The sequence below is a fragment of the Streptomyces swartbergensis genome, from assembly GCF_002148965.1.
Classification (GTDB): domain Bacteria; phylum Actinomycetota; class Actinomycetes; order Streptomycetales; family Streptomycetaceae; genus Streptomyces; species Streptomyces swartbergensis.
The window spans coordinates 1-20,743 of sequence record NZ_NGFN01000143.1; the positions used below are offsets into that span (position 1 = coordinate 1).

Below are 20,743 nucleotides of genomic sequence, written 5' to 3' on the forward strand. Positions count from 1 at the left end.
ACCCCGGCCCCCTCGCGGCCACCACCCGCCTGCCCCTGGCCGCCGGCGCGGTGAGCGACCTCGACGACGACTCGATCATCGTCAACGAGGAGTGGCAGCGGCACCGGGTGGGCGACCGGGTCCGCGTCCGGCTCGGCGACRGAACACCGCGCACCCTGCGGATCGCCGCGGTGATGACCACCGGCACCGGCGACAACGGCGTCTACGTCACCCCGCGCAACGCCCCCGGCGCAACGATCGACCGGATCGACGTGGCCCTGACCGGCGACGCGGACCCGAAAACCGTCACCGCCGCCCTGCACCGGGCGCTCGGCACCGGGAACGGTCAGATCCTCACCCGCGACGCATGGATCCGGGCCACCCACCCCGAGCCCCACCGCACCACCCGCCTCGGTCTCCTGCTGGTCCTCGGCATCGCCCTCCTCTACACGGGCATCTCCGTGGCCAACACGATGGTCATGGCGACGTCCGACCGGGCCCGCGACCTGGCCGTACTGCGGCTGGCCGGAGCCACCCGCCGGCAGGTCCTGCGGCTGACCGGCGCCGAGGCCCTGACGGTCGTGGCGGCCGGCGCCCTCCTCGGCCTCCTGGTCGCCGCCGTCAACCTGGCCGGCATGGCGAGCGCCCTCGCCCTGCTGTCGGCCCCGGTCACGATCGAGCTCCCGTGGCAGGCCCTCGGCGCGACGACGGCCGTCTGCGCCCTCCTCGCCACGACCTCCGCACTCGCCCCGGCCGCCCTCACCCTGCGCCGCCGCCCGGCGGAACTTGCGGGCGTACGGGAGTGACAGGTACAGGAACGCCCCGAGGCCGGGTCCATCTCATGACGAAACCGATAACCTGGCAGCCGTGAAACGGACCTCGTTCGGCACCTGGCCCTGCTCCATCGCCCGCACCGCCGACATCCTGGGCGACGCCTGGAGCCTGCTGGTGCTGCGCGAGGTCTTCTACGGCGAGTCCCGCTTCGACGGCTTCATCGGCTCGCTCGGCATCGCCCGCAACACCCTCACCGACCGGCTGCGGCGCCTGGAGGCCGAGGGCCTGCTGCGGCGGCAGGCCTACCAGAGCGACCCGGTCCGCCACGAGTACCTGCTGACGGACAAGGGCCGCGACTTCTTCGGCGTACTCGCCGCGATCAACGCCTGGGGCGACCGCTGGCTGGCCGGCGACCAGGGCGCCCCGGTGGTCCTGCACCACACGCCCTGCGACCACGACACCGAGGCCCGGGTCGTCTGCTCCTGCTGCGGCGAGCCGCTGCGCCACCAGGACCTGACCGCCCGCACCGGCCCCGGCTACCCGGCCCGCCTCCTCGACGACCCCGCCGTACGGGAACGCTTCGCCTCCGGCCGGCCGCTGGGGGACGCCCGAGCCGACCAGGCCTGAGAGCTTCCTCACACCAGCGCAACCCCGGGTGCCGCGAGACAACCATCACATCCGCAGACACAGAAACGGGCGGCATCTGATCGATGCCGCCCGTTCCGACGGTGCGCGAGGGGGGAGTTGAACCCCCACGCCCTTGCGGGCACTGGAACCTGAATCCAGCGCGTCTGCCTATTCCGCCACCCGCGCATTGGGTGTGTCCTGGGCTCCTGCCCCCTGGGGGCCTGGCGCCTTCCGACACGCAGAACATTAGCACGCGGGGCGGGGTGGATTCACATCCGTTCTTCCGCAGGCAGACCCGCCTCCGAGCCTTCGGTGCCCTGGCCACGTATCAACGCGTGGCGCTTCACGTATCAACCTCGTACCGGTACCCCTGTCTCCCCAGCAGGCGGTAGGGGTCCACAGCCGGGTGCGGGACACTGGTCTTCGGCCGCCTCTACGATCCTTGTCAGGAGTACGCGAGAGCGGTTGCGCGGCAGCCGTACCACCGGAGGAGTTCGAAGGGGAGCTCCACAGGGAACTTCGTCATGCGTCGACATCCGTCGGCCGTGCTGACAGGGGGAACCAGCCGATCGAGCGGCGCGTGGATACGATCAGTAAGCAGTACCAGGCAAGCGGCCCGCAGGGCAGTACACAGGACGGCAGCGACGGAGGAGGTGCCCCATGGGAGTCCTGAAGAAGTTCGAGCAGCGTCTCGAAGGTCTGGTCAACGGCACCTTCGCCAAGGTGTTCAAGTCCGAAGTCCAGCCCGTGGAGATCGCCGGCGCGCTCCAGCGCGAGTGCGACAACAACGCCACCATCTGGAACCGTGACCGCACGGTCGTACCCAACGACTTCATCGTGGAGCTGAGCACGCCCGACTTCGAGCGGCTCAGCCCCTACTCCGGCCAGCTCGGCGACGAGCTGGCCGGCATGGTGCGTGACTACGCCAAGCAGCAGCGCTACACCTTCATGGGCCCGATCAAGGTGCACCTGGAGAAGGCGGAGGACCTGGACACCGGCCTGTACCGGGTGCGCAGCCGTACGCTCGCCTCCTCCAGCAGCCAGCAGGCCCCGTCAGGCGCCGCCGCGCCCGCCGCCCCGCCCGCCGGACGCCCCGGCGGCTACGGCTACCCGCCGGCCGCCGCGCCCGCGGGCGCCCCGCCCATGCCGGCCGCGCCGCCGCCCGGCGGACGCCCCGGCGGGTACGACTACCCGCAGCCCGCGGCCGCCCAGCGCYCCCCGGCCGCCCCGGCGCCCGGCGGACGCACCCGCCACTGGATCGAGATCAACGGCACGCGCCATCAGATCTCCCGCCCRACGCTGGTGCTGGGCCGCAGCACCGACGCCGACGTGCGGATCGACGACCCCGGCGTGAGCCGCCGGCACTGTGAGATCCGGACCGGAACGCCCTCGACGATCCAGGATCTCGGATCCACCAACGGCATCGTGGTGGACGGGCAGCACACCACCCGCGCTACGCTCCGCGACGGCTCGCGGATCGTCGTGGGCAGCACCACCATCATTTACCGGCAAGCCGAAGGGTGAAGCGGGGGCAATGTCAGAGCTGACCCTCACGGTCATGCGGCTGGGTTTCCTGGCCGTTCTGTGGCTGTTCGTGATCGTGGCCGTGCAGGTCATCCGGAGCGACCTGTTCGGTACGCGCGTCACCCAGCGCGGATCGCGCCGGGAGGCCGGACGGCAGCAGCAGGCCGCCCGCCAGGCGCCGCCGCAGCAGCGCCAGCAGTCCGGCGGCGGCCGGCGCGGCCGTAACGCCCCCACCAAGCTGGTCGTGACCGAGGGCACCCTCACCGGCACCACGGTCGCGCTCCAGGGCCAGACCATCACCCTGGGCCGGGCGCACGACTCGACGATCGTGCTGGACGACGACTACGCCTCCAGCCGCCATGCCAGGATCTACCCGGACCGCGACGGCCAGTGGATCGTCGAGGACCTCGGCTCCACCAACGGCACGTACCTGGACCGGAACCGGCTGACGACTCCCACACCGATTGCGCTGGGCGCGCCGATCCGCATCGGCAAGACCGTCATCGAGCTGCGGAAGTAGTGCTACATCATGGATAGGCGCGAGCGGAGCGAGCACGCAGTGGCGGGCCCCACCCCGGGCCCCGGCGCGCTCCCGACCGGAGGGTGGGCAGTGTGGCTCGACACGACCGGCTGTACCCGGAGCCGACGGGCGAGGTGCGCATGAGTCTGTCACTGCGCTTCGCGGCCGGATCGCACAAGGGGATGATCCGGGAGGGCAACGAGGACTCCGGATACGCCGGCCCGCGCCTGCTCGCCATCGCCGACGGCATGGGCGGCGCCGCGGCGGGCGAGGTCGCCTCCTCCGAGGCCATCTCCACGATCGTCGCGCTCGACGACGACGTCCCCGGCTCCGACATCCTCACCTCGCTCGGCACGGCCGTACAGCGCGCCAACGACCAGCTCCGCTCGATGGTCGAGGAGGACCCCCAGCTGGAGGGCATGGGGACCACCCTCACCGCCCTGCTCTGGACGGGCCAGCGCCTCGGCCTGGTCCACGTCGGCGACTCCCGCGCGTACCTCCTGCGCGACGGCGTCCTGACGCAGATCACGCAGGACCACACCTGGGTGCAGCGCCTGGTCGACGAGGGCCGCATCACCGAGGAAGAGGCCACCACCCACCCGCAGCGCTCGCTCCTCATGCGCGCGCTCGGCAGCGGCGACCACGTCGAGCCGGACCTGTCCATCCGCGAGGTCCGCGCCGGCGACCGCTACCTGATCTGCTCCGACGGCCTGTCCGGCGTGGTGTCCCACCAGACCCTGGAGGACACCCTCGCCAGCTACCAGGGCCCCCAGGAGACCGTCCAGAACCTGATCGAGCTGGCGCTGCGCGGCGGCGGCCCGGACAACATCACCGTCATCGTCGCCGACGTCCTCGACCTCGACACCGGCGACACCCTCGCGGGGCAGTTGTCCGACACCCCGGTCGTGGTCGGCGCCGTCGCCGAGAACCAGCACCAGCTGCACGACAACGGCATCATGCAGACCCCCGCCGGCCGCGCCTCCGGGCTCGGCCGCCACGGGCACGGCCAGGGCGGCGGTGGCGGCGAGTTCGGCCCGCCCGGCTCCGGCGACACCACCGGCTACATCCCGGCGGCCGGCCTGGGCTATGACGACGACGACTTCGACAAGCCCCGCAAGAAGGGCCGCTGGCTGAAGAGATCCCTCTACGGCGTCCTCGCGCTGGCCGTCATCGGTGGCGGTCTGTACGGCGGCTGGCGCTGGACGCAGACGCAGTACTACGTCGGCGCCGAGGGCGAGCACGTCGCGCTGTACCGGGGCATCAGCCAGGACCTGGCGTGGGTGTCGCTCTCGAAGGTCGAGAAGGACCACCCCGAGATCGAACTCAAGTACCTGCCGCCCTACCAGCAGAAGCTGGTCGAGGCGACCATCGCCGAGGGCGGGCTGGAGAACGCCCAGGCGAAGATCCAGGAACTGTCGGTGCAGGCCTCCGCGTGCAAGAAGGAGGCGCAGCGGCGCCAAGCCGAGAGCCAGAACAACTCCAAGACCGGCGAGGGCGAGGCCGGGGGCACCACGGGAACCACTCCCGCCTCCTTCACGTCCAAGGCCACACCGACGCCGACCCCCTCCAGCCCGTCGGGCTCGCCGTCGACGCCTGAGAAGTCCCCGAACCCGTCCACGACCGCACCTACTCCCAGCCCCGGCCCCAGCCTCTCGGAGGAAGAGCAGAAGGTCGTCTCGCTGTGCGGTAAGCAGTAGGCAAGCCGTGAGAGGCCCTGTTACACGATGAGCGGTACGAACACATCGCCGACGCACCACACGTCCACGATCGGCGCGATCGGTGCGCCGAGCCGGCGCAACACCGAGCTGGCGCTGCTGGCGTTCGCCGTGGTCATCCCGGTGTTCGCCTATGCCAACGTCGGGCTGGCCATCAACGACTCGGTGCCGCCGGGCCTGTTGAGCTACGGGCTCGGACTCGGCCTGCTCGCGGGCGTCGGCCATCTCGCCGTACGGAAGTTCGCGCCGTACGCGGACCCGCTGATGCTGCCGCTGGCGACGCTGCTGAACGGACTGGGCCTGGTCGTCATCTGGCGGCTGGACCAGTCGAAGAAGCTCCAGGCGAGTAACACGTTCGTCGAGGCGGCTCCCCGCCAGCTGCTGTACTCCGCGATGGGCGTCGCCCTGCTGGTGGCCGTGCTGATCTTCCTCAAGGACCACCGCGTCCTGCAGCGCTACACCTACATCTCCATGGCCGGCGCGCTGTTCCTGCTGGTCCTGCCGCTCGTGCCCGGAGTCGGCGCGGACATCTACGGCGCCAAGATCTGGATCAAGATCCCCGGTCTCGGCACGCTCCAGCCCGGCGAGTTCGCGAAGATCGCCCTCGCGGTCTTCTTCGCCGGCTACCTCATGGTCAAGAGGGATGCCCTGGCCCTGGCCAGCCGCCGCTTCATGGGCCTGTACCTGCCGCGCGGCCGCGACCTCGGTCCGATCCTCGTCGTCTGGGTGATCTCGATCCTCATCCTGGTCTTCGAGACCGACCTCGGTACGTCGCTGCTGTTCTTCGGAATGTTCGTCATCATGCTGTACGTCGCCACCGAGCGGACCAGTTGGATCGTCTTCGGTCTGCTGATGTCCGCGGTCGGCGCCGTCGGCGTGGCGAGCTTCGAACCGCACATCCAGACGCGTGTGCAGGCCTGGCTCGACCCGATGCGCGAGTACCAGCTCAGCCGTGCCGCGGTCAACGACGGCGTCGTCCACTCCGAGCAGGCCATGCAAGCCCTGTGGGCCTTCGGCTCCGGCGGCACGCTCGGCACCGGCCTCGGTCAGGGCAACTCCGACCTCATCGGCTTCGCCGCCAACTCCGACTTCATCCTCGCCACCTTCGGCGAGGAGCTGGGCCTGGCGGGCGTCATGGCGATCCTGCTGCTCTACGGTCTGATCGTCGAGCGGGGTGTGCGCACCGCACTCGCGGCCCGCGACCCGTTCGGCAAGCTGCTGGCCATCGGCCTGTCCGGCGCCTTCGCCCTCCAGGTCTTCGTCGTGGCCGGCGGTGTCATGGGCCTCATCCCGCTGACCGGTATGACGCTTCCGTTCGTGGCCTACGGAGGTTCCTCCGTGATCGCCAACTGGGCCCTGATCGGCATCCTGCTGCGCATCAGCGACACCGCACGCCGCCCGGCCCCGGCCCCGGCCGGCAACCCCGACGCCGAGATGACTCAGGTGGTCCGCCCGTGAACAAGCCCCTGCGCCGGATCGCGGTCTTCTGCGGTCTGCTCGTCCTGGCCCTGCTCATCCGCGACAACTGGATCCAGTACGTCAAGGCCGACGAGCTCCGGACCAACAAGGAAAACCGCCGCGTCACCATCGAGCGCTACGCCTCGCCGCGCGGCGACATCATCGTCGGCGGACAGCCGATCACCGGCTCGACCGAGACGTCGGGCAGCGACTTCAAGTTCAAGCGGACCTACAAGGACGGCCCGATGTGGGCCCCGGTCACCGGGTACGCCTCGCAGGCCTTCGGCGCCACCCAGCTGGAGTCCATCGAGGACGGCATCCTCACCGGCAACGACGACCGGCTCTTCTTCCGCAACACCCTCGACATGCTCACCGGCAAGAAGCAGGAGGGCGGCAACGTCGTCACGACGCTGAACGCCGCCGCGCAGAAGGCCGCGTACAACGGTCTGAAGAAGCAGGGCGGCAAGGGCGCCGTCGTCGCCCTGGAGCCGTCCACCGGCAAGATCCTGGCCCTGGCCTCCTACCCGTCGTACGACCCGTCGTCCTTCGCCGGGAACTCCACGACGACGGACACCGAGGCCTGGCAGAAGCTGCAGAAGAAGAACAACCCGGACGACCCGATGCTCAACCGGGCGCTGCGCGAGACCTACCCGCCCGGCTCCACCTTCAAGGTGGTCACCGCGGCCGCCGCCCTGGAGGACGGGCTCTACACGGACCCGAACGAGAAGACGGACTCGCCGGACCCCTGGGTCATGGAGGGCACCAACACCAAGCTGCCGAACGAGGGCAACATCCCCTGCAAGAACGCCACGCTCCGGGTCGCCCTGCAGTACTCCTGCAACACCGTCTTCGGCAAGATCGGCTCGGACCTCGGCAACGACAAGATGCTGGACATGGCCAAGAAGTTCGGCTTCACCGAGGAGCAGTTCACGCCGGTCCGCGCCAATGCCTCGGTGTTCTCCGACAACATGAACGCCTCGCAGACCGCGCTGTCCTCCATCGGCCAGTTCAACACCGCCGCGACCCCGCTCCAGATGGCCATGGTCGCCTCGGCCGTCGCCAACGACGGCAAGCTGATGAAGCCGTACATGGTCGACGAGCTCCAGGCCCGCAGCGTCGACACCCTCGAGAAGAACGACCCCGAGGAGCTCAGCCAGCCGCTGTCCTCGGAGAACGCCCAGAAGCTCCAGTCGATGATGGAGACGGTCGTCGAGAAGGGCACGGGCTCCAACGCCAAGATCCCGGGCGTCACGGTGGGCGGTAAGACCGGTACCGCCCAGCACGGTGTCGACAACAGCGAGAACCCCTACGCGTGGTTCATCTCGTACGCCAAGGACAGCGACGGCAGCGCGCCGGTCGCCGTGGCGGTCGTGATCGAGGACGACAACGCCGTCCGTGACGACATCTCCGGCGGTGGCCTCGCGGCGCCGATCGCGAGGAACGTGATGGAGGCGGTCATCAAGAGCAAGCAGTGACTCCGCTCACGTCTGCTTCACAACGGTGCACGTTGCGATACCGGTCCTGTATCGGCTGACGGGCTTGGCCAGGTCACACAAAGCGAGCCGGGTACGGTAGGCCCGGACGGCAGCCTCCGACCGTACAAGCTTCCGGTCGGGACCGACGGAGAGGGCTGGTAGGTAGCTATGGAAGAGCCGCGTCGCCTCGGCGGCCGGTACGAACTGGGCCAGGTGCTCGGGCGTGGTGGCATGGCGGAGGTATACCTCGCGCATGACACCCGTCTCGGCCGCACCGTGGCGGTGAAGACGCTGCGCGCGGATCTCGCGCGTGACCCTTCCTTCCAGGCCCGGTTCCGCCGGGAGGCCCAGTCGGCCGCCTCGCTCAACCATCCCGCGATCGTCGCGGTCTACGACACGGGCGAGGACTACATCGACGGGGTCTCGATCCCGTACATCGTCATGGAGTACGTAGACGGCTCGACGCTCCGCGAACTGCTCCACTCCGGCCGCAAGCTGCTGCCGGAGAGGTCGATGGAGATGACCATCGGCATCCTCCAGGGCCTGGAGTACGCCCACCGCAACGGCATCGTCCACCGCGACATCAAGCCCGCGAACGTCATGCTGACGCGCAACGGCCAGGTCAAGGTGATGGACTTCGGCATCGCCCGCGCCATGGGCGACTCCGGCATGACGATGACGCAGACCGCGGCGGTCATCGGCACGGCCCAGTACCTCTCGCCGGAGCAGGCGAAGGGCGAGCAGGTCGACGCCAGGTCGGACCTCTACTCGACCGGCTGTCTGCTCTACGAGCTGCTGACGGTGAGGCCCCCCTTCGTCGGCGACTCCCCGGTCGCCGTCGCGTACCAGCACGTCCGGGAAGAGCCGCAGGCGCCGAGCGTCTTCGACCCCGAGATCACGCCCGAGATGGACGCGATCGTCCTGAAGGCGCTGGTCAAGGACCCCGACTACCGCTACCAGTCGGCCGACGAGATGCGCGCCGACATCGAGGCCTGCCTCGACGGCCAGCCGGTCGCGGCCACGGCCGCGATGGGCTCGGTGGGCTACGGCGGCTACCCCGACGACCAGCCGACGACGGCCCTGCGCGCGGACTCCGGCGCGGGCGCCACGTCGATGCTGCCCCCCATGAACCCGGACGACGGCGGCTACGGCTACGACGACCGCCCCGACCGGCGCCGCCAGCAGCAGCGCAAGTCCAACACCTCGACGATCCTGCTGGTGGTCGCCGGCATCCTCGTCCTGGTCGGGGCGATCCTGATCGGCCGGTGGGCGTTCAGCGGCAACGGAGGCGCGAGCGACAACACATTCGCGGCGCCCAACTTCGTCGGTGAGACGAAACGGAATGCCCAGAAGCTGGCCCAAAACGTCGACCTGGAACTGTCCTTCACCAACAAGCCCTGCGAGAAGCAGAGCAAGGGCAACATCTGCTCGCAGGACCCGACAGCCGGAACGGACGTCAAGAAGGGCGACACCATCTCGCTGGTGGTGTCGACCGGGGCGCCGAAGGTGACGGTCCCGGACGTGACAGGCCTGACCTACGAGAAGGCCCAGGCCGCGCTCGAGGACAAGGGCTTCCAGGTCGATCAGAAGACGGAGGAGTCCGACCGCACCCCCGGCGTGGTCATCGAGCAGGACCCCAAGGGCGACACGGACCAGGAGAAGGGCTCCACGATCACCCTGACCGTCGCCAAGGAGGCGGCGAAGTCCACCGTGCCGGACGTCCTCGGCCAGAACTGTGACCAGGCCAAGGCACAGATGACAGCCAGCAACCTGGTCGGCAACTGCACCGAGGTGGAGACCGACGACGACAATCAGGTCGGCAAGGTCATCCAGACCACGCCGCAGGCCGGCACGTCGGTCGACAAGAATTCGTCGGTCAACATCCAGATCGGCAAGAAGAAGGAACAGCAGAAGACGCGCGTGCCCCAGGTCGTCGGCCAGAACGTCGGCCAGGCCAAGCAGATCCTTGCGGCGGCCGGCTTCACCAAGATCCAGTTCGCGGGCGGCAGCGACCAGAGCGACACCGCCATCGTCTCCGGCCAGGACCCGCAGGGCAACCAGGAGGTCGACGACCCGGCGGGCACGACGATCACCCTCCAGACCGTCGGCTTCGGCAACAACGGCGGCAACAACAACGGCGGTAACGGCAACGGCGGCATCTTCGGCGGCATCAGCGGCCGCGAAGAGGACTGACCGACAGGTCGTACCCGACCAACGGCAGGGCCCCGGCACCCTCGACAGGGCGCCGGGGCCCTGCCGTTGGCCAGGCCGGTGGCTGTGCCGGCATCACAGGCGCATCAGCGCCCAGGAAGACGAGGCGTCGGCAGAAAGCACAGGCAATCGCCGACCTGAGCGGGGCACCGCGCTAGGAGCGCAGTTCCTTCGGCGGTGTCCGGTCCGCGTCGACCTTCTCGACGCGCTCCAGTTCGCCCCACACGATGTAGCGGTACGTGCTCGTGTACACCGGCGTGCAGGTCGTCAGGGTGATGTAGTGCCCGGGCTTCTTCTTGCCGGACTCCTTCGGCACCGCCGAGAGGACCTTGACGTTGTACTTCGACGTCTCGGGGAGGATGGCGTACGCCTTGTAGACGTACCACTTGTCCTTCGTCTCGAAGACGATCGGGTCGCCCTTCTTGATCTTGTCGATGTTGTGGAACTTGGCGCCGTGACCGTCCCGGTGGGCGGCGAGGGAGAAGTTGCCGGTCTTGCCCGACATCGGCAGGGCCGACTTGACGGGATCGGTGTAGTACCCGGCGACACCGTCGTTGAGGATCTTGTTCGACGTGCCCTTCTCGACCAGGACCTCGCCGTTCTTCATCGCCGGTACATGGAGGAACCCGATGCCGTTCTTCGTGTCCAGCGCACCGGGTCCACCCCGGCCGCGAGCCCAGTCGTCACGGACCTGGTCCGCCTGCTTCCCGGCCGCACGGTCGGCGACCACGTTCGTCCACCAGAGCGAGTAGGCGACGAACAGGCCCAGGACCAGGCCCGCGGTGATGAGGAGTTCCCCGAAGACGCTCACCGCCATGGCGATCGGGCCGGGACGGCGCCGGGCCGCGGACGGCCGGGACGCCGCCGCGCCGGTGTGCTCTTCGTGCTCCGTGTCGGTGGTCGCTGCCACTGGTCATCTGCCCTTAACTGACGAGCGCATCCGGCTTGCCCTTGCTGCGCGGCCGTTCCTCGACCATCTTGCCCCAGACGATCATCCGGTACTTGCTGGTGAACTCCGGCGTGCACGTGGTCAGCGTGATGTAGCGGCCGGGCTCGGTGAATCCCGACCCCGCGGGGACGGGATTCAGGACGCTCGTGTTGCTGGGTGAGGTGACCGGCAGGATCGAGGCCATCTTGTAGACGTAGTACTCGTCCTGCGTCTCCACGACGATCGGATCGCCCGGAGTGAGCTTGTTGATGTACCGGAACGGTTCTCCGTGGGTGTTGCGGTGGCCCGCGAGCCCGAAGTTCCCGGTCTTGTCACTGGGCATCGCGGTCTTCAGCGCGCCCTCGGCGTAGTGGCCGACCATGCCCCGGTCGAGAACGCCCTTGCTGCTCGTGCCCTCGGCGATCGGCACCACGACGTCCAACTTCGGGATGTGCAGGATGGCGAAGCCCTGCCCCGGCTCGAAGGCCCCCGGGTTGCGCTTGCCGTTCGCCCAGTCGTCCTGGAGGCTGCTGGCCTCCTGGCCGGCCTGCGCGTGCGCCCGGACGTTCGTCCACCACAGCTGGTAGGTCACGAACAGCAGCATCAGCACGCCGGTCGTGATGAACACCTCACCTATCGCCCGGCTGGCCACCACCGCCGCTCCCGGCTTGCGCGCCCGCGCCTGCCGTCGCGCCTCGACCCGCGACAGCGGCGCCCGCCGCCCCTCCTGAGCCGATTCCTGGGCCGGGCGGGTCTGCGAAGCACCGCCATGGCGCCCGTGACGGCGCTTGGAGGCCTTTCTGCGGGCCGCGCGGCCACCGTGGGCAGGTCCATCGTGCCGGGCGGCGGAAGAGCCCGCAGAAGCGGCCATGGGGTCACCGGCCGCGGGCGGCGGATCCGGTATCCGCAGCGCCACCGTCTCCTCGTCGACGACGGGCCGCCGGTACGGCTCGTCCGGGACGGGCTCGTACGACGCCGGGTACGGCTCCGGCTCGGACGCGTACGTCTCCGGCGTGAACGGCTCCGGCTGCGGGGCGTACGGCTGCTGCTCCGGCCCTGACATGGACGGCGGTGACTGCGGCTGCGGTTCCGGCCGCGGAGAAGCACCGTACGTCCCTCCGCCCGACCAGTCCTCGAACGCACCCGGCACCCCGTACGACTGCTGCCCGTACGAGGTGTCGGACTCGCGCTCGGGGCGCAGCGCCGTCACGCCGTGGCCCTGCCCACCACCGGGGCGAGCCCGGCCGACCTCGCCACCGCACCCTCGTCGCCGCACTCCACCAGCCAGTTGGCCAGCATCCGGTGCCCGTGCTCGGTCAGCACCGACTCGGGATGGAACTGCACGCCCTCGACCGGAAGTTCGCGGTGCCTCAGGCCCATGACGATGCCGTCGTGCGTCCGGGCCGTGACCTCCAGCTCCGCCGGGACCGTCGAGGGCTCGGCGGCCAGCGAGTGGTAGCGCGTCGCCGTGAAGGGCGAGGGCAGGCCGGCGAAGACACCCCGGCTCGTGTGCTCGACCAGCGAGGTCTTGCCGTGCAGCAGCTCGGGCGCGCGGTCCACCACACCCCCGTACGCCACCTGCACCGACTGCATGCCGAGGCACACGCCGAAGACCGGGACGCCCGTGGCCGCGCAGTGCCGGACCATGTCGACACAGACGCCCGCCTCCTCCGGCGTGCCCGGGCCCGGGGAGAGCAGGACGCCGTCGAAGCCGTCCTGGGCGTGCGCCGTCGACACCTCGTCGTTGCGCAGGACCTCGCACTCGGCGCCCAGCTGGTACAGGTACTGGACCAGGTTGAAGACGAAGCTGTCGTAGTTGTCGACGACGAGAATGCGCGCACTCACTGGTTGTCCACCGTCACATCGTTGAAGGGCAGCAGCGGTTCCGCCCACGGGAAGACGTACTGGAAGAGGACGTAGACCACGGCCACGACCAGGGCGAGTGAGATCAGCGCCTTCACCCACGTGCTCCCCGGCAGATGCCGCCAGATCCAGCCGTACATGCCGTCCCTTCCGTCGTACCACGGCACCAGACCCACGCCGTACAGCCACCAGACTAACGGCGCAACGCCTCAGGTTTCCCGGCCTCCACAGGCTGGGTGGAGTCCAGGTGCGCCCAGACGATCAGCCGATGACTGTGTCCCCATTCCGGTTCGCACGTCGTCAGCGTCAGATAACGGCCCGGACGTGTGTACCCGGATGTACGTGGGACAGGGTCGATCACCTCGATGTCGGAGGGCACTGTTTTGTACGGGCCTTTGTCGATCCGATACGTGAACCACGTCGTGCCGTCGGTCAGCACCACGGCGTCACCCCGCCTCAGCTGGGGGAAGTCCTTGAAGGGGTCGCCATACGTGCGGCGGTGGCCGGCGACCGCGAAGTTTCCCTTCCGACCGAGCTGGGCGGTCTCCGCGTAGTGGCCCAGGCCCTTCTTCAGCGTGCCGGTCGCCGTGCCTTCGAGCACCGGCTTGTTCCACGTGAAACCAAGGCGCGGGATGTACATGATCGCGAAGGGCTTGCCCTTGGCGTAGGGCGCGGGTTTCGGGGGGCTGGCGGTACTCGCGGTGGAGGAGCCGGCCGCCGCGGGGGGCGCGCTCGGCTGGGCCCACTGCTCCTGGAGCAGTTCGATCTGGTCGTCCATGACGTCGTCGGCCTTCACGCCGGTCCAGAACAGCACGTAGACGACGAACAGCACGATCACGCTGCCGACGGTGATACACAGTTCGCTGACGGTCCTGACGATCACACGCACCGGCGGCTCCCCCGGCCAGGCTCTACTCCTCCACGGGCTTCGCGTAGTGCAGATCCACTGTGCCCGAGTAGCCGGGAAGAGTCACCGGCCCGTTCTCCTCGACTTTCCAGCCGAGCCCGTAGACGTTGACGTAGACCATGTAGTTCTGGATCGCCGGGGACGCCGCGAGCGCCTTCTGGAGCTTGTCCGGGTCACCGACCGCCGTGATCTTGTACGGCGGTGAGTAGACGCGGCCCTGGAGGATCAGGGTGTTGCCCACGCACCGCACCGCGCTGGTGGAGATCAGCCGCTGGTCCATGACCTTGATGCCCTTGGCCCCGCCCTGCCACAGCGCGTTCACCACGGCCTGGAGGTCCTGCTGGTGGATGACCAGGTAGTCGGGCTGCGGCTCGGGATAGCCGGGCAGCTTGGCGGTGGCGTCCGGCGGGGCGTCGTTGAGGGTGACCGTGAGCGACTCGCCCTTGAGCTTCTGCGTGCCCGCGCGCTTTTCCAGGGCGGCAAGCTTCTCGTCTTCCGCCTTGGTGCTGCCGTCGTCGCGCTCGGCGAGCGCCTCTATCTCCTTGCGCAGTGTCCCGTTGGTCTCGTCCAGCTCGCCATTCTTCCGGCTGCGCTCCTGGATGAGATCGGACAGCTTCAGCAGCGAGGTGTCCGTGCGGATGTTGGTGCCCTTGGCGGTGTTGAAGCTGGTGAAGAAAATGAGTCCCGCGAGAGCGAAGACGGCCGCCGTGAGGATCCGCACGGGCCGGAAACGGCGCGCGCGCTCAGGGGTGGATCCCGTCCCGGGGGAGTCGGCAGAATTGCTCAACGTACCCTTATCTCCTTCGGCGCCACGGAAGCACTACGCTAACGGACGCCCGGGGGAGCACTCAGAGTCCCCTTACGCTGCCCCGAGACCGACTCAGTTCCCTGCGCGGCCACGCAGCGCATCGACAGGAGAGACCCTCGTGCCGAAGTCACGTATCCGCAAGAAGGCCGACTACACGCCGCCGCCTGCGAAGCAGACGACCGCCATCAAGCTGAACAGCCGTGCCTGGGTCGCGCCCGTCATGCTGGCCATGTTCCTCATCGGCCTGGTGTGGATCGTGGTCTTCTACGTCACCGACGGCTCGCTGCCCATCGACTCGCTGGGCAACTGGAACATCGTGGTGGGCTTCGGCTTCATCGCCGCCGGATTCGGCGTCTCGACCCAGTGGAAGTAGCGGTAATCCGCAGGTGAACGCAGCTCTGCCCAGGGCTGTTCACTGAGTTATCCACAGCCGTTTTCCACAGGTGGAAAAGGAACGACGATCTGTGGATAACTCGTCGAGTGTTGACGCCGGTATGACGGAAGTACCGCAACTCGAAAGCATGTTCGCCCCCTGCCTGACCTGCGGAAACGTGGGTCAGTGACAGGGGGTACATGTGTTCCCGCACCGTGTGCACAAGATCCGCCACCCGCTGTGGACAACGCCCCCGCTCAGCTGAGCTGGGCCGTCCTCAACAGGGTCAACAGGACGATCAGGCCGAGGACCAGCGCACACGTGCCGTACTGGATCAGGGCGCGTCGCTCGCGTGGGGCGTGGACCATGGCGTATCCGACGACGACACCGGCGACGAGGCCGCCGATGTGAGCCTGCCAGGAGATGCTGAAGCCCGGGCTGAAGGTGAAGATCAGGTTGATCACCAGCAGCGCGATGATCGGCCGCATGTCGTAGTTCTGCCGGCGCATCAGCACGGCCGTCGCGCCGAACAGGCCGAAGATCGCGCCGGAGGCGCCCAGCGTCGCCGTGTTCGGGGAGGTCAGCAGATAGGCCAGGGTGCTGCCCGCGAGGCCCGAGATCAAGTAGAGCGCGAGGTAGCGGACGCGGCCGAGAGCCGCTTCGAGCGGGCCGCCGAGCCACCACAGGCTGAGCATGTTGAACGCAATGTGCCAGATCTCCTGGTGGGTGAACATCGAGGTCACCATGCGGTACCACTCGCCACCCGCCACGCCCTGTGTGGGCGTGAAGGGTGCGGGCGGCCAGGCGCCGACCAGGGCGAGGTCGTTCACGAGCGACCCATGGGCCTGGATGGCGATGAACACGGCCAGGTTGATCCCGATGAGGATCTTGGTCAGCAGGCGGGGGTCGGCGGTGACGGCGCCGCCCGCGATCGTCCGGGGCAGGGCGGCCGTGGGCGCGTGACCGGTGCCGGATCCGCCGCGGACGCACTCGGGGCACTGGAAGCCGACAGAGGCGTTGACCATGCACTCGGGGCAGATCGGGCGATCGCAGCGGGTACAGCGGATGCCCGTCTCGCGGTCCGGGTGGCGGTAGCACATGGGGACGCTGTGGGCGTCCTGCGGGCTGCCCGCAGCCTGGTCGTCCATGAGATCCCCTAGGTCGTGATGAGAAAGCCCGCCCCGCTCATCTTTACGGACGAGCGGGGCGATTGGTTCCCTGCGGGGGCTTCCGCGCTCAGCGGGTCTCGATGACGACCGACTCGATGACCACGTCGTTGAGCGGGCGGTCGGTGCGCGGGTTGGTCTGGGTCGTGGCGATGGTGTCCACGACCTTCTGGCTGGCCGCGTCGGTGACCTCGCCGAAGATGGTGTGCTTGCGGTTCAGCCACGCCGTCGGGGAGACGGTGATGAAGAACTGCGAGCCGTTGGTGCCCGGACCGGCGTTGGCCATCGCCAGCAGGTAGGGCTTGTCGAAGCGCAGGTCCGGGTGGAACTCGTCCTCGAACTGGTAGCCGGGGCCGCCGGTGCCGTTGCCCAGCGGGTCACCGCCCTGGATCATGAAGCCACTGATCACCCGGTGGAAGACCGTGCCGTCGTAGAGCCTGTCCGTGGTCTTCTGTCCCGTCTCCGGGTGGGTCCACTCCCGCTCGCCCTGGGCGAGCTCGACGAAGTTCTTGACCGTCTTCGGGGCGTGGTTCGGCAGAAGCCGGACGTCGATGTCGCCGTGGTTGGTCTTCAGGGTGGCGTAGAGCTGCTCAGCCACGATCTGCCTTCCGTTGTCTTTCCGTGACTCCCTGATCCTCGCATGGACGGGGCTCCGCGTCGCCCGGCCTCCGTTCACCGGGGGTAAACAGGGCCGATCGCTTGCAGAAAACCAGTCGAGTAGTCCCGGGGCGGGGGCGCGCGGCGGCGATCCGTGGCATTGTCGACGACAAGCTCCTGTTGACCCCTGTTCATCCGCTATTGCATGCGATCGGCTCTCGATCAGCACTCGGTCCGCTCTTGATCGGTTTTCGACCGGAGGCGGCCCGGAGCCGGCGCCCGTGACCCGGATGCCCGCCCGCGCATGCCTGGCGGCGCACCGGGAGGCATGATCCGTAAAAGGGTGGAAAGTCGAAATACCGTACGCCACCGAGGAGGAGGAACCCGTGACCCGCATCGACAGCGTGCGCGCCGCGACTGGTTCGGCGAAGGACAGCGTGCTGCACGCCGCGGAAGTGGTGGCGCCCTACGCCGACACGGCCAAGGACAGGGCCGCGCACTACGCACACGAGGCACGCGTACGGCTAGCGCCCAAGGTGACGCAGGCCGCCGGGCAGGCTCGCGTCCAGTACGGCGCCCATGTGCAGCCGTATCTGGAGCAGGCCCGCACGCATGTGCCGCCGAAGGTCGACCAGGCCGCCCACGAGGCCGCCGTCCGCACGCGCAAGGCCGCCCGGCAGGCGGCGGAGTACTCCAGGCCGAAGCTCGAGCAGGCGGTGGCCGCGGCCGTGCCCGTCACGACCGAGGCCGCCGCCCGGAGTGTGGCCGCGATGGCCGCGCTGCGCGGTCAGGTCTCGTCGAAGGAGGTCCAGAAGCTGATCCGCAAGCATGAGCGGCGGGCGAGGGCCGGCCGGGCCATGAAGACCCTGGTCATCCTGGGCGCCGTCGCGGGCGGTGCCTTCGCGGCCTGGAAGTGGTGGGACAAGCAGGCCAACCCGGACTGGCTGGTGGAACCGCCCGCCGCGACGGAGGTCCCCGAGTCGGGCCGTCTGTCCTCTGTGGACAGCAGTGGTGAGTCCGTTCTGGACCCGGAGGTCGAGGCCAAGCAGGCCGAGGACGAGTCCGCCGGGCGCGACGACCGTTCCTGACGGCCGCCGCCGGATCCGAAAGCCCGGCTGCGGTCCAACAGCACGGCGGGACGGGAGACTTGAGGCTCAGCCTGGAGAGCCTTGGGAGTCTCCCGGCCCGCCGTGCTGTTTCACGTGAAACATGCGTCGGCGGCACCTGTCCCACGGCGTCGGGGGAGTCGGCCGCAGGTACGGCCGCGATCTCGTCGAGGACGTCACGCGGCCGGGCCACGTCGTACCACCGCTCCCGGCGCAGCATGCCGCATCGACCGGCATCGCCAGTAGAGCCTCCAGCAGGGCGTGCCCGTCCCCCAGCCCCTGCAACGGCTCGTAGGGCGGAGCCCCCGGGCACCGGGATCCGCCGCGGTACGCGCCGAGGCCCGCCGTGTGCTGGTCACCAGGAGCCGGATCACTCGCTCCGCCCGCGAGAAGCAAAATGCCCTCCGAACCACGTTTCCGCAGTTCGGAGGGCATTCGAGAGTGGAGCCTAGGGGAGTCGAACCCCTGACATCTGCCATGCAAAGACAGCGCTCTACCAACTGAGCTAAGGCCCCGGAAGAGGAACGTCCACCGGAAGAAACCACGTCCCGGCGAGCGTCGGAGACCAGAGTACCGGGTCACCCCCGTGATTCCGCAAAAGGATTAGGGGTCCCCGTCGCCGACCACTCTCCGTAAGATGCTCGGCGTGGTTCGCTACCGCGAACCGCCGTACTTGGGGAAGCGATGGGGAGACGCAATGGACGCCGCACAGCAGGAAGCCACCGCAAGAGCGCGGGAACTGCAGCGGAACTGGTACGGGGAGCCGCTGGGGGCGCTCTTCCGTAAGCTTATCGACGATCTTGGTCTGAACCAGGCTCGTCTCGCGGGGGTTCTGGGACTGTCCGCGCCGATGCTGTCGCAGCTGATGAGCGGTCAGCGGGCGAAGATCGGCAACCCCGCTGTGGTGCAGCGGGTGCAGCTGCTTCAGGACCTGGCGGGGCAGGTCGCGGACGGCAGCGTGAGCGCGGCCGAGGCCACCGAACGCATGGAGGAGATCAAGAAGTCACAGGGGGGCTCGGTGCTCAGCAACACCACGCAGACGACCAGCAGTTCGGGGGCGCCCACGGTCAAGCGCGTCGTCCGGGAGATCCAGTCGCTGCTGCGCTCGGTCGCGGCGGCGGGCGACATCATCGATGCCGCGGAGACCCTCGCCCCGACCCACCCGGAACTGGCCGAGTTCCTCCGGGTGTACGGCGCCGGCCGCACCTCGGACGCGGTCGCGCACTACCAGTCCCACCAGAACTGACCCCGCCACCCGGCCGCCGAAGGGGGTTCGGCACCGGGCTTCGGGTGATGTGACGGGGGCTGCGTCACGGTACGGGCGGGCACGAGGGGGCGTGTGCCGTACGGGGGACCGGTCGACGCGAGAGAACGTGTATCTCACGCGAGGGGGACGTGTATCTCATCGGTATCGCTTATCGGTACCGCTCATCGGGGGAGCCGTTTCGCCCGTCGGGGAGTCGTAACGCTCGTCGAGGGGGAAGCAAGGGGGGAGACCACAGGGGGAGGAGCGACGTACAGCCATGGGTGAGGTCTTCGCCGGCCGGTACGAACTGGTCGACCCGATCGGACGCGGAGGGGTCGGCGCCGTCTGGCGCGCCTGGGACCACCGCCGCCGCCGCTATGTGGCCGCCAAGGTCCTGCTCCAGAGCGACGCGCACTCGCTGTTGCGCTTCGTCCGTGAACAGGCCCTGCGGATCGACCACCCCCATGTGCTCGCCCCCACCAGCTGGGCCGCCGACGACGACAAGGTCCTCTTCACCATGGACCTGGTCGCGGGCGGCTCACTGGTCCACCTCGTCGGGGACTACGGCCCTCTCCCGCCCGCCTTCGTCTGCACGCTGCTCGACCAGCTGCTGGCGGGGCTGGCCGCGGTGCACGCGGAGGACGTCGTGCACCGCGACGTCAAGCCCGCCAACATCCTGCTGGAAGCCACCGGCACGGGCCGGCCGCGGCTGCGGCTGTCCGACTTCGGCATCGCGATGCGGCTGGGTGAGCCCCGCCTGACGGAGACCAACCTCGTGGTGGGGACGCCCGGTTATCTCGCGCCCGAGCAGATGATGGGCGCGGAGCCCGACTTCCCCGCCGACCTGTTCGCCGTAGGCCTGGTCGCGCTCTATCTGCTGGAGGGTGCCAAGCCGGACAGCAAGGCGCTCATCCAGTACTTCGCCGAGCACGGAACTCCCGGCGCGCCCAAGGGCATTCCGGAGCCGCTGTGGCAGGTGGTGGCCATGCTGCTCCAGCCGGACCCGCAGGCCCGGTTCCGTACGGCCACGGGGGCGCGCAAGGCGCTCGCCGCCGCCGCGGAGCTCCTCCCCGAGCCCGGCCCGGACGACGAACTGATCGAGATCTTCGACCAACTCGGCCCGCTTCCACCGGGGTTCGCTGCGGAAGGCCCGCTGGAGAGAGCGCGGGGACTGGGGCCGAGAGAGGACGGGCCGCCCAGCCCGGTGACGGGTGAGGAGAGATCGGGTCCGGCGGCGGACGAGGAGCGGTCCCGGCGGAACACCTCCGGCAACGACGACGCCTGGTCCGCCCCGGGCGCAGCGGTCGTGCCGCCCGGCGCTGTCGTGCCGCCCGGCGCCCGCCAGGACACCGCCCCGCCGGCCACCCCGGCTCAGCCGCCCTCCATGTCGGACACCGGCAGCTTCCACCTGCCGCCGCCCCAGGCCACCGCCACCAACTCCCCCACGCCGGGCCACGGCGTACAGG

Annotated in this window: 20 protein-coding genes and 2 tRNA genes; 12 read left to right on the top strand and 10 right to left on the bottom strand. The window is 69.2% G+C overall.

Translation table 11 applies throughout. From position 1 onward, the window contains the following. Together CA983_RS22500 and CA983_RS22505 are read left to right on the top strand one after the other, a co-directional pair. Nucleotides 1-785 (top strand): ABC transporter permease (locus tag CA983_RS22500; RefSeq protein WP_143645535.1); only part of this gene is annotated, 785 nt, incomplete at its 5' end. A 61-nt stretch (nucleotides 786-846) separates the two neighbouring features. Beyond that, nucleotides 847-1,380, top strand: coding sequence for a winged helix-turn-helix transcriptional regulator (locus CA983_RS22505; protein ID WP_086602709.1), 534 nt, complete (start codon nucleotides 847-849; stop codon nucleotides 1,378-1,380). Nucleotides 1,381-1,482: 102 nt separating this feature from the next. Here the strand turns inward: CA983_RS22505 and CA983_RS22510 are convergent. Then, a tRNA-Leu gene (locus tag CA983_RS22510) sits at nucleotides 1,483-1,566 on the bottom strand. A 474-nt stretch (nucleotides 1,567-2,040) separates the two neighbouring features. On the opposite strand from CA983_RS22510, the gene CA983_RS22515 reads away from it, so the two are divergent. The 6 genes from CA983_RS22515 (at nucleotide 2,041) to pknB (ending at nucleotide 10,265) form a co-directional block, all read left to right on the top strand. After that, the gene (locus tag CA983_RS22515) at nucleotides 2,041-2,904 is read left to right on the top strand and encodes an FhaA domain-containing protein (RefSeq protein ID WP_086602710.1); all 864 of its coding nucleotides are present in this window, start codon (nucleotides 2,041-2,043) and stop codon (nucleotides 2,902-2,904) included. 10 nt (nucleotides 2,905-2,914) lie between these two features. Then, nucleotides 2,915-3,424 carry an FHA domain-containing protein FhaB/FipA gene (locus CA983_RS22520; protein WP_020273104.1) on the top strand — a complete coding sequence of 170 codons (510 nt, stop codon included), beginning with the start codon at nucleotides 2,915-2,917 and terminating at the stop codon, nucleotides 3,422-3,424. A gap of 140 nt (nucleotides 3,425-3,564) precedes the next feature. Beyond that, entirely contained in the window at nucleotides 3,565-5,121 is a 1,557-nt protein-coding gene (locus CA983_RS22525) for a Stp1/IreP family PP2C-type Ser/Thr phosphatase (RefSeq protein ID WP_208637016.1), read from the top strand. Nucleotides 5,122-5,148: 27 nt separating this feature from the next. After that, nucleotides 5,149-6,597 carry an FtsW/RodA/SpoVE family cell cycle protein gene (locus CA983_RS22530; RefSeq protein ID WP_086602712.1) on the top strand — a complete coding sequence of 483 codons (1,449 nt, stop codon included), beginning with the start codon at nucleotides 5,149-5,151 and terminating at the stop codon, nucleotides 6,595-6,597. Then, nucleotides 6,594-8,072, top strand: a complete 1,479-nt coding sequence (locus CA983_RS22535) for a peptidoglycan D,D-transpeptidase FtsI family protein (RefSeq protein WP_086602713.1) — start codon at nucleotides 6,594-6,596, stop codon at nucleotides 8,070-8,072. The genes CA983_RS22530 and CA983_RS22535 overlap by 4 nt, the downstream gene beginning before the upstream one ends. Nucleotides 8,073-8,240: 168 nt before the next feature. Further along, entirely contained in the window at nucleotides 8,241-10,265 is a 2,025-nt protein-coding gene (gene pknB, locus CA983_RS22545) for a Stk1 family PASTA domain-containing Ser/Thr kinase (protein WP_086602714.1), read from the top strand. Nucleotides 10,266-10,437: 172 nt separating this feature from the next. Here pknB and CA983_RS22550 read toward each other — a convergent pair whose 3' ends face one another. The 6 genes from CA983_RS22550 to CA983_RS22575 are packed head-to-tail and all read right to left on the bottom strand — an operon-like array spanning nucleotide 10,438 to nucleotide 14,768. Then, the gene (locus CA983_RS22550) at nucleotides 10,438-11,193 is read right to left on the bottom strand and encodes a class E sortase (RefSeq protein WP_086602715.1); all 756 of its coding nucleotides are present in this window, start codon (nucleotides 11,191-11,193) and stop codon (nucleotides 10,438-10,440) included. Between the two features lie 13 nt (nucleotides 11,194-11,206). Next, nucleotides 11,207-12,421 (bottom strand): class E sortase, encoded by a 1,215-nt coding sequence (locus CA983_RS22555; protein ID WP_167407434.1) that lies wholly within the window; start codon nucleotides 12,419-12,421, stop codon nucleotides 11,207-11,209. After that, complete coding sequence (locus CA983_RS22560) at nucleotides 12,418-13,056, bottom strand: aminodeoxychorismate/anthranilate synthase component II (protein ID WP_086602716.1); 639 nt, start codon at nucleotides 13,054-13,056, stop codon at nucleotides 12,418-12,420. The genes CA983_RS22555 and CA983_RS22560 overlap by 4 nt, the downstream gene beginning before the upstream one ends. Beyond that, nucleotides 13,053-13,250, bottom strand: a complete 198-nt coding sequence (locus CA983_RS22565) for a hypothetical protein (protein ID WP_167407433.1) — start codon at nucleotides 13,248-13,250, stop codon at nucleotides 13,053-13,055. The genes CA983_RS22560 and CA983_RS22565 overlap by 4 nt, the downstream gene beginning before the upstream one ends. Nucleotides 13,251-13,267: 17 nt before the next feature. After that, the gene (locus CA983_RS22570; RefSeq protein ID WP_086602717.1) at nucleotides 13,268-13,963 is read right to left on the bottom strand and encodes a class E sortase; all 696 of its coding nucleotides are present in this window, start codon (nucleotides 13,961-13,963) and stop codon (nucleotides 13,268-13,270) included. Between the two features lie 22 nt (nucleotides 13,964-13,985). Continuing rightward, nucleotides 13,986-14,768 carry a DUF881 domain-containing protein gene (locus CA983_RS22575; protein ID WP_086602718.1) on the bottom strand — a complete coding sequence of 261 codons (783 nt, stop codon included), beginning with the start codon at nucleotides 14,766-14,768 and terminating at the stop codon, nucleotides 13,986-13,988. A 139-nt stretch (nucleotides 14,769-14,907) separates the two neighbouring features. Between CA983_RS22575 and crgA the strand changes: the two genes are divergently transcribed. Further along, nucleotides 14,908-15,162 (top strand): cell division protein CrgA, encoded by a 255-nt coding sequence (crgA, locus tag CA983_RS22580; RefSeq protein ID WP_086602719.1) that lies wholly within the window; start codon nucleotides 14,908-14,910, stop codon nucleotides 15,160-15,162. Between the two features lie 257 nt (nucleotides 15,163-15,419). Here crgA and CA983_RS22585 read toward each other — a convergent pair whose 3' ends face one another. Together CA983_RS22585 and CA983_RS22590 are read right to left on the bottom strand one after the other, a co-directional pair. Next, a complete protein-coding gene (locus CA983_RS22585) occupies nucleotides 15,420-16,310 on the bottom strand; it encodes a rhomboid family intramembrane serine protease (RefSeq protein ID WP_086602720.1) in 891 nt (296 codons plus the stop codon). An 88-nt stretch (nucleotides 16,311-16,398) separates the two neighbouring features. After that, complete coding sequence (locus CA983_RS22590) at nucleotides 16,399-16,926, bottom strand: peptidylprolyl isomerase (protein WP_086602721.1); 528 nt, start codon at nucleotides 16,924-16,926, stop codon at nucleotides 16,399-16,401. A gap of 385 nt (nucleotides 16,927-17,311) precedes the next feature. Between CA983_RS22590 and CA983_RS22595 the strand changes: the two genes are divergently transcribed. Next, nucleotides 17,312-18,013, top strand: coding sequence for a DUF5324 family protein (locus CA983_RS22595; RefSeq protein WP_086602722.1), 702 nt, complete (start codon nucleotides 17,312-17,314; stop codon nucleotides 18,011-18,013). Nucleotides 18,014-18,473: 460 nt separating this feature from the next. On the opposite strand, the gene CA983_RS22600 is transcribed toward CA983_RS22595, so the two are convergent. Further along, nucleotides 18,474-18,546 (bottom strand) — tRNA-Ala (locus tag CA983_RS22600). Nucleotides 18,547-18,728: 182 nt separating this feature from the next. Here CA983_RS22600 and CA983_RS22605 point away from each other — a divergent pair. After that, entirely contained in the window at nucleotides 18,729-19,277 is a 549-nt protein-coding gene (locus CA983_RS22605) for a helix-turn-helix domain-containing protein (protein ID WP_086560503.1), read from the top strand. 277 nt (nucleotides 19,278-19,554) lie between these two features. Next, the coding region (locus CA983_RS22610; protein WP_086602723.1) for a serine/threonine-protein kinase at nucleotides 19,555-20,743 on the top strand (1,189 nt) is incomplete at its 3' end.

What these genes read in the sequence shown, in the direction of transcription:
- CA983_RS22520 (WP_020273104.1), top strand. Translation starts at nt 2,915, where the DNA reads ATGTCAGAGCTGACCCTCACGGTCATGCGGCTGGGTTTCCTGGCCGTT.
- CA983_RS22525 (WP_208637016.1), top strand. Translation starts at nt 3,565, where the DNA reads ATGAGTCTGTCACTGCGCTTCGCGGCCGGATCGCACAAGGGGATGATC.
- CA983_RS22530 (WP_086602712.1), top strand. Translation starts at nt 5,149, where the DNA reads ATGAGCGGTACGAACACATCGCCGACGCACCACACGTCCACGATCGGC.
- pknB (WP_086602714.1), top strand. Translation starts at nt 8,241, where the DNA reads ATGGAAGAGCCGCGTCGCCTCGGCGGCCGGTACGAACTGGGCCAGGTG.
- CA983_RS22585 (WP_086602720.1), bottom strand. Translation starts at nt 16,310, where the DNA reads ATGGACGACCAGGCTGCGGGCAGCCCGCAGGACGCCCACAGCGTCCCC.
- CA983_RS22605 (WP_086560503.1), top strand. Translation starts at nt 18,729, where the DNA reads ATGGACGCCGCACAGCAGGAAGCCACCGCAAGAGCGCGGGAACTGCAG.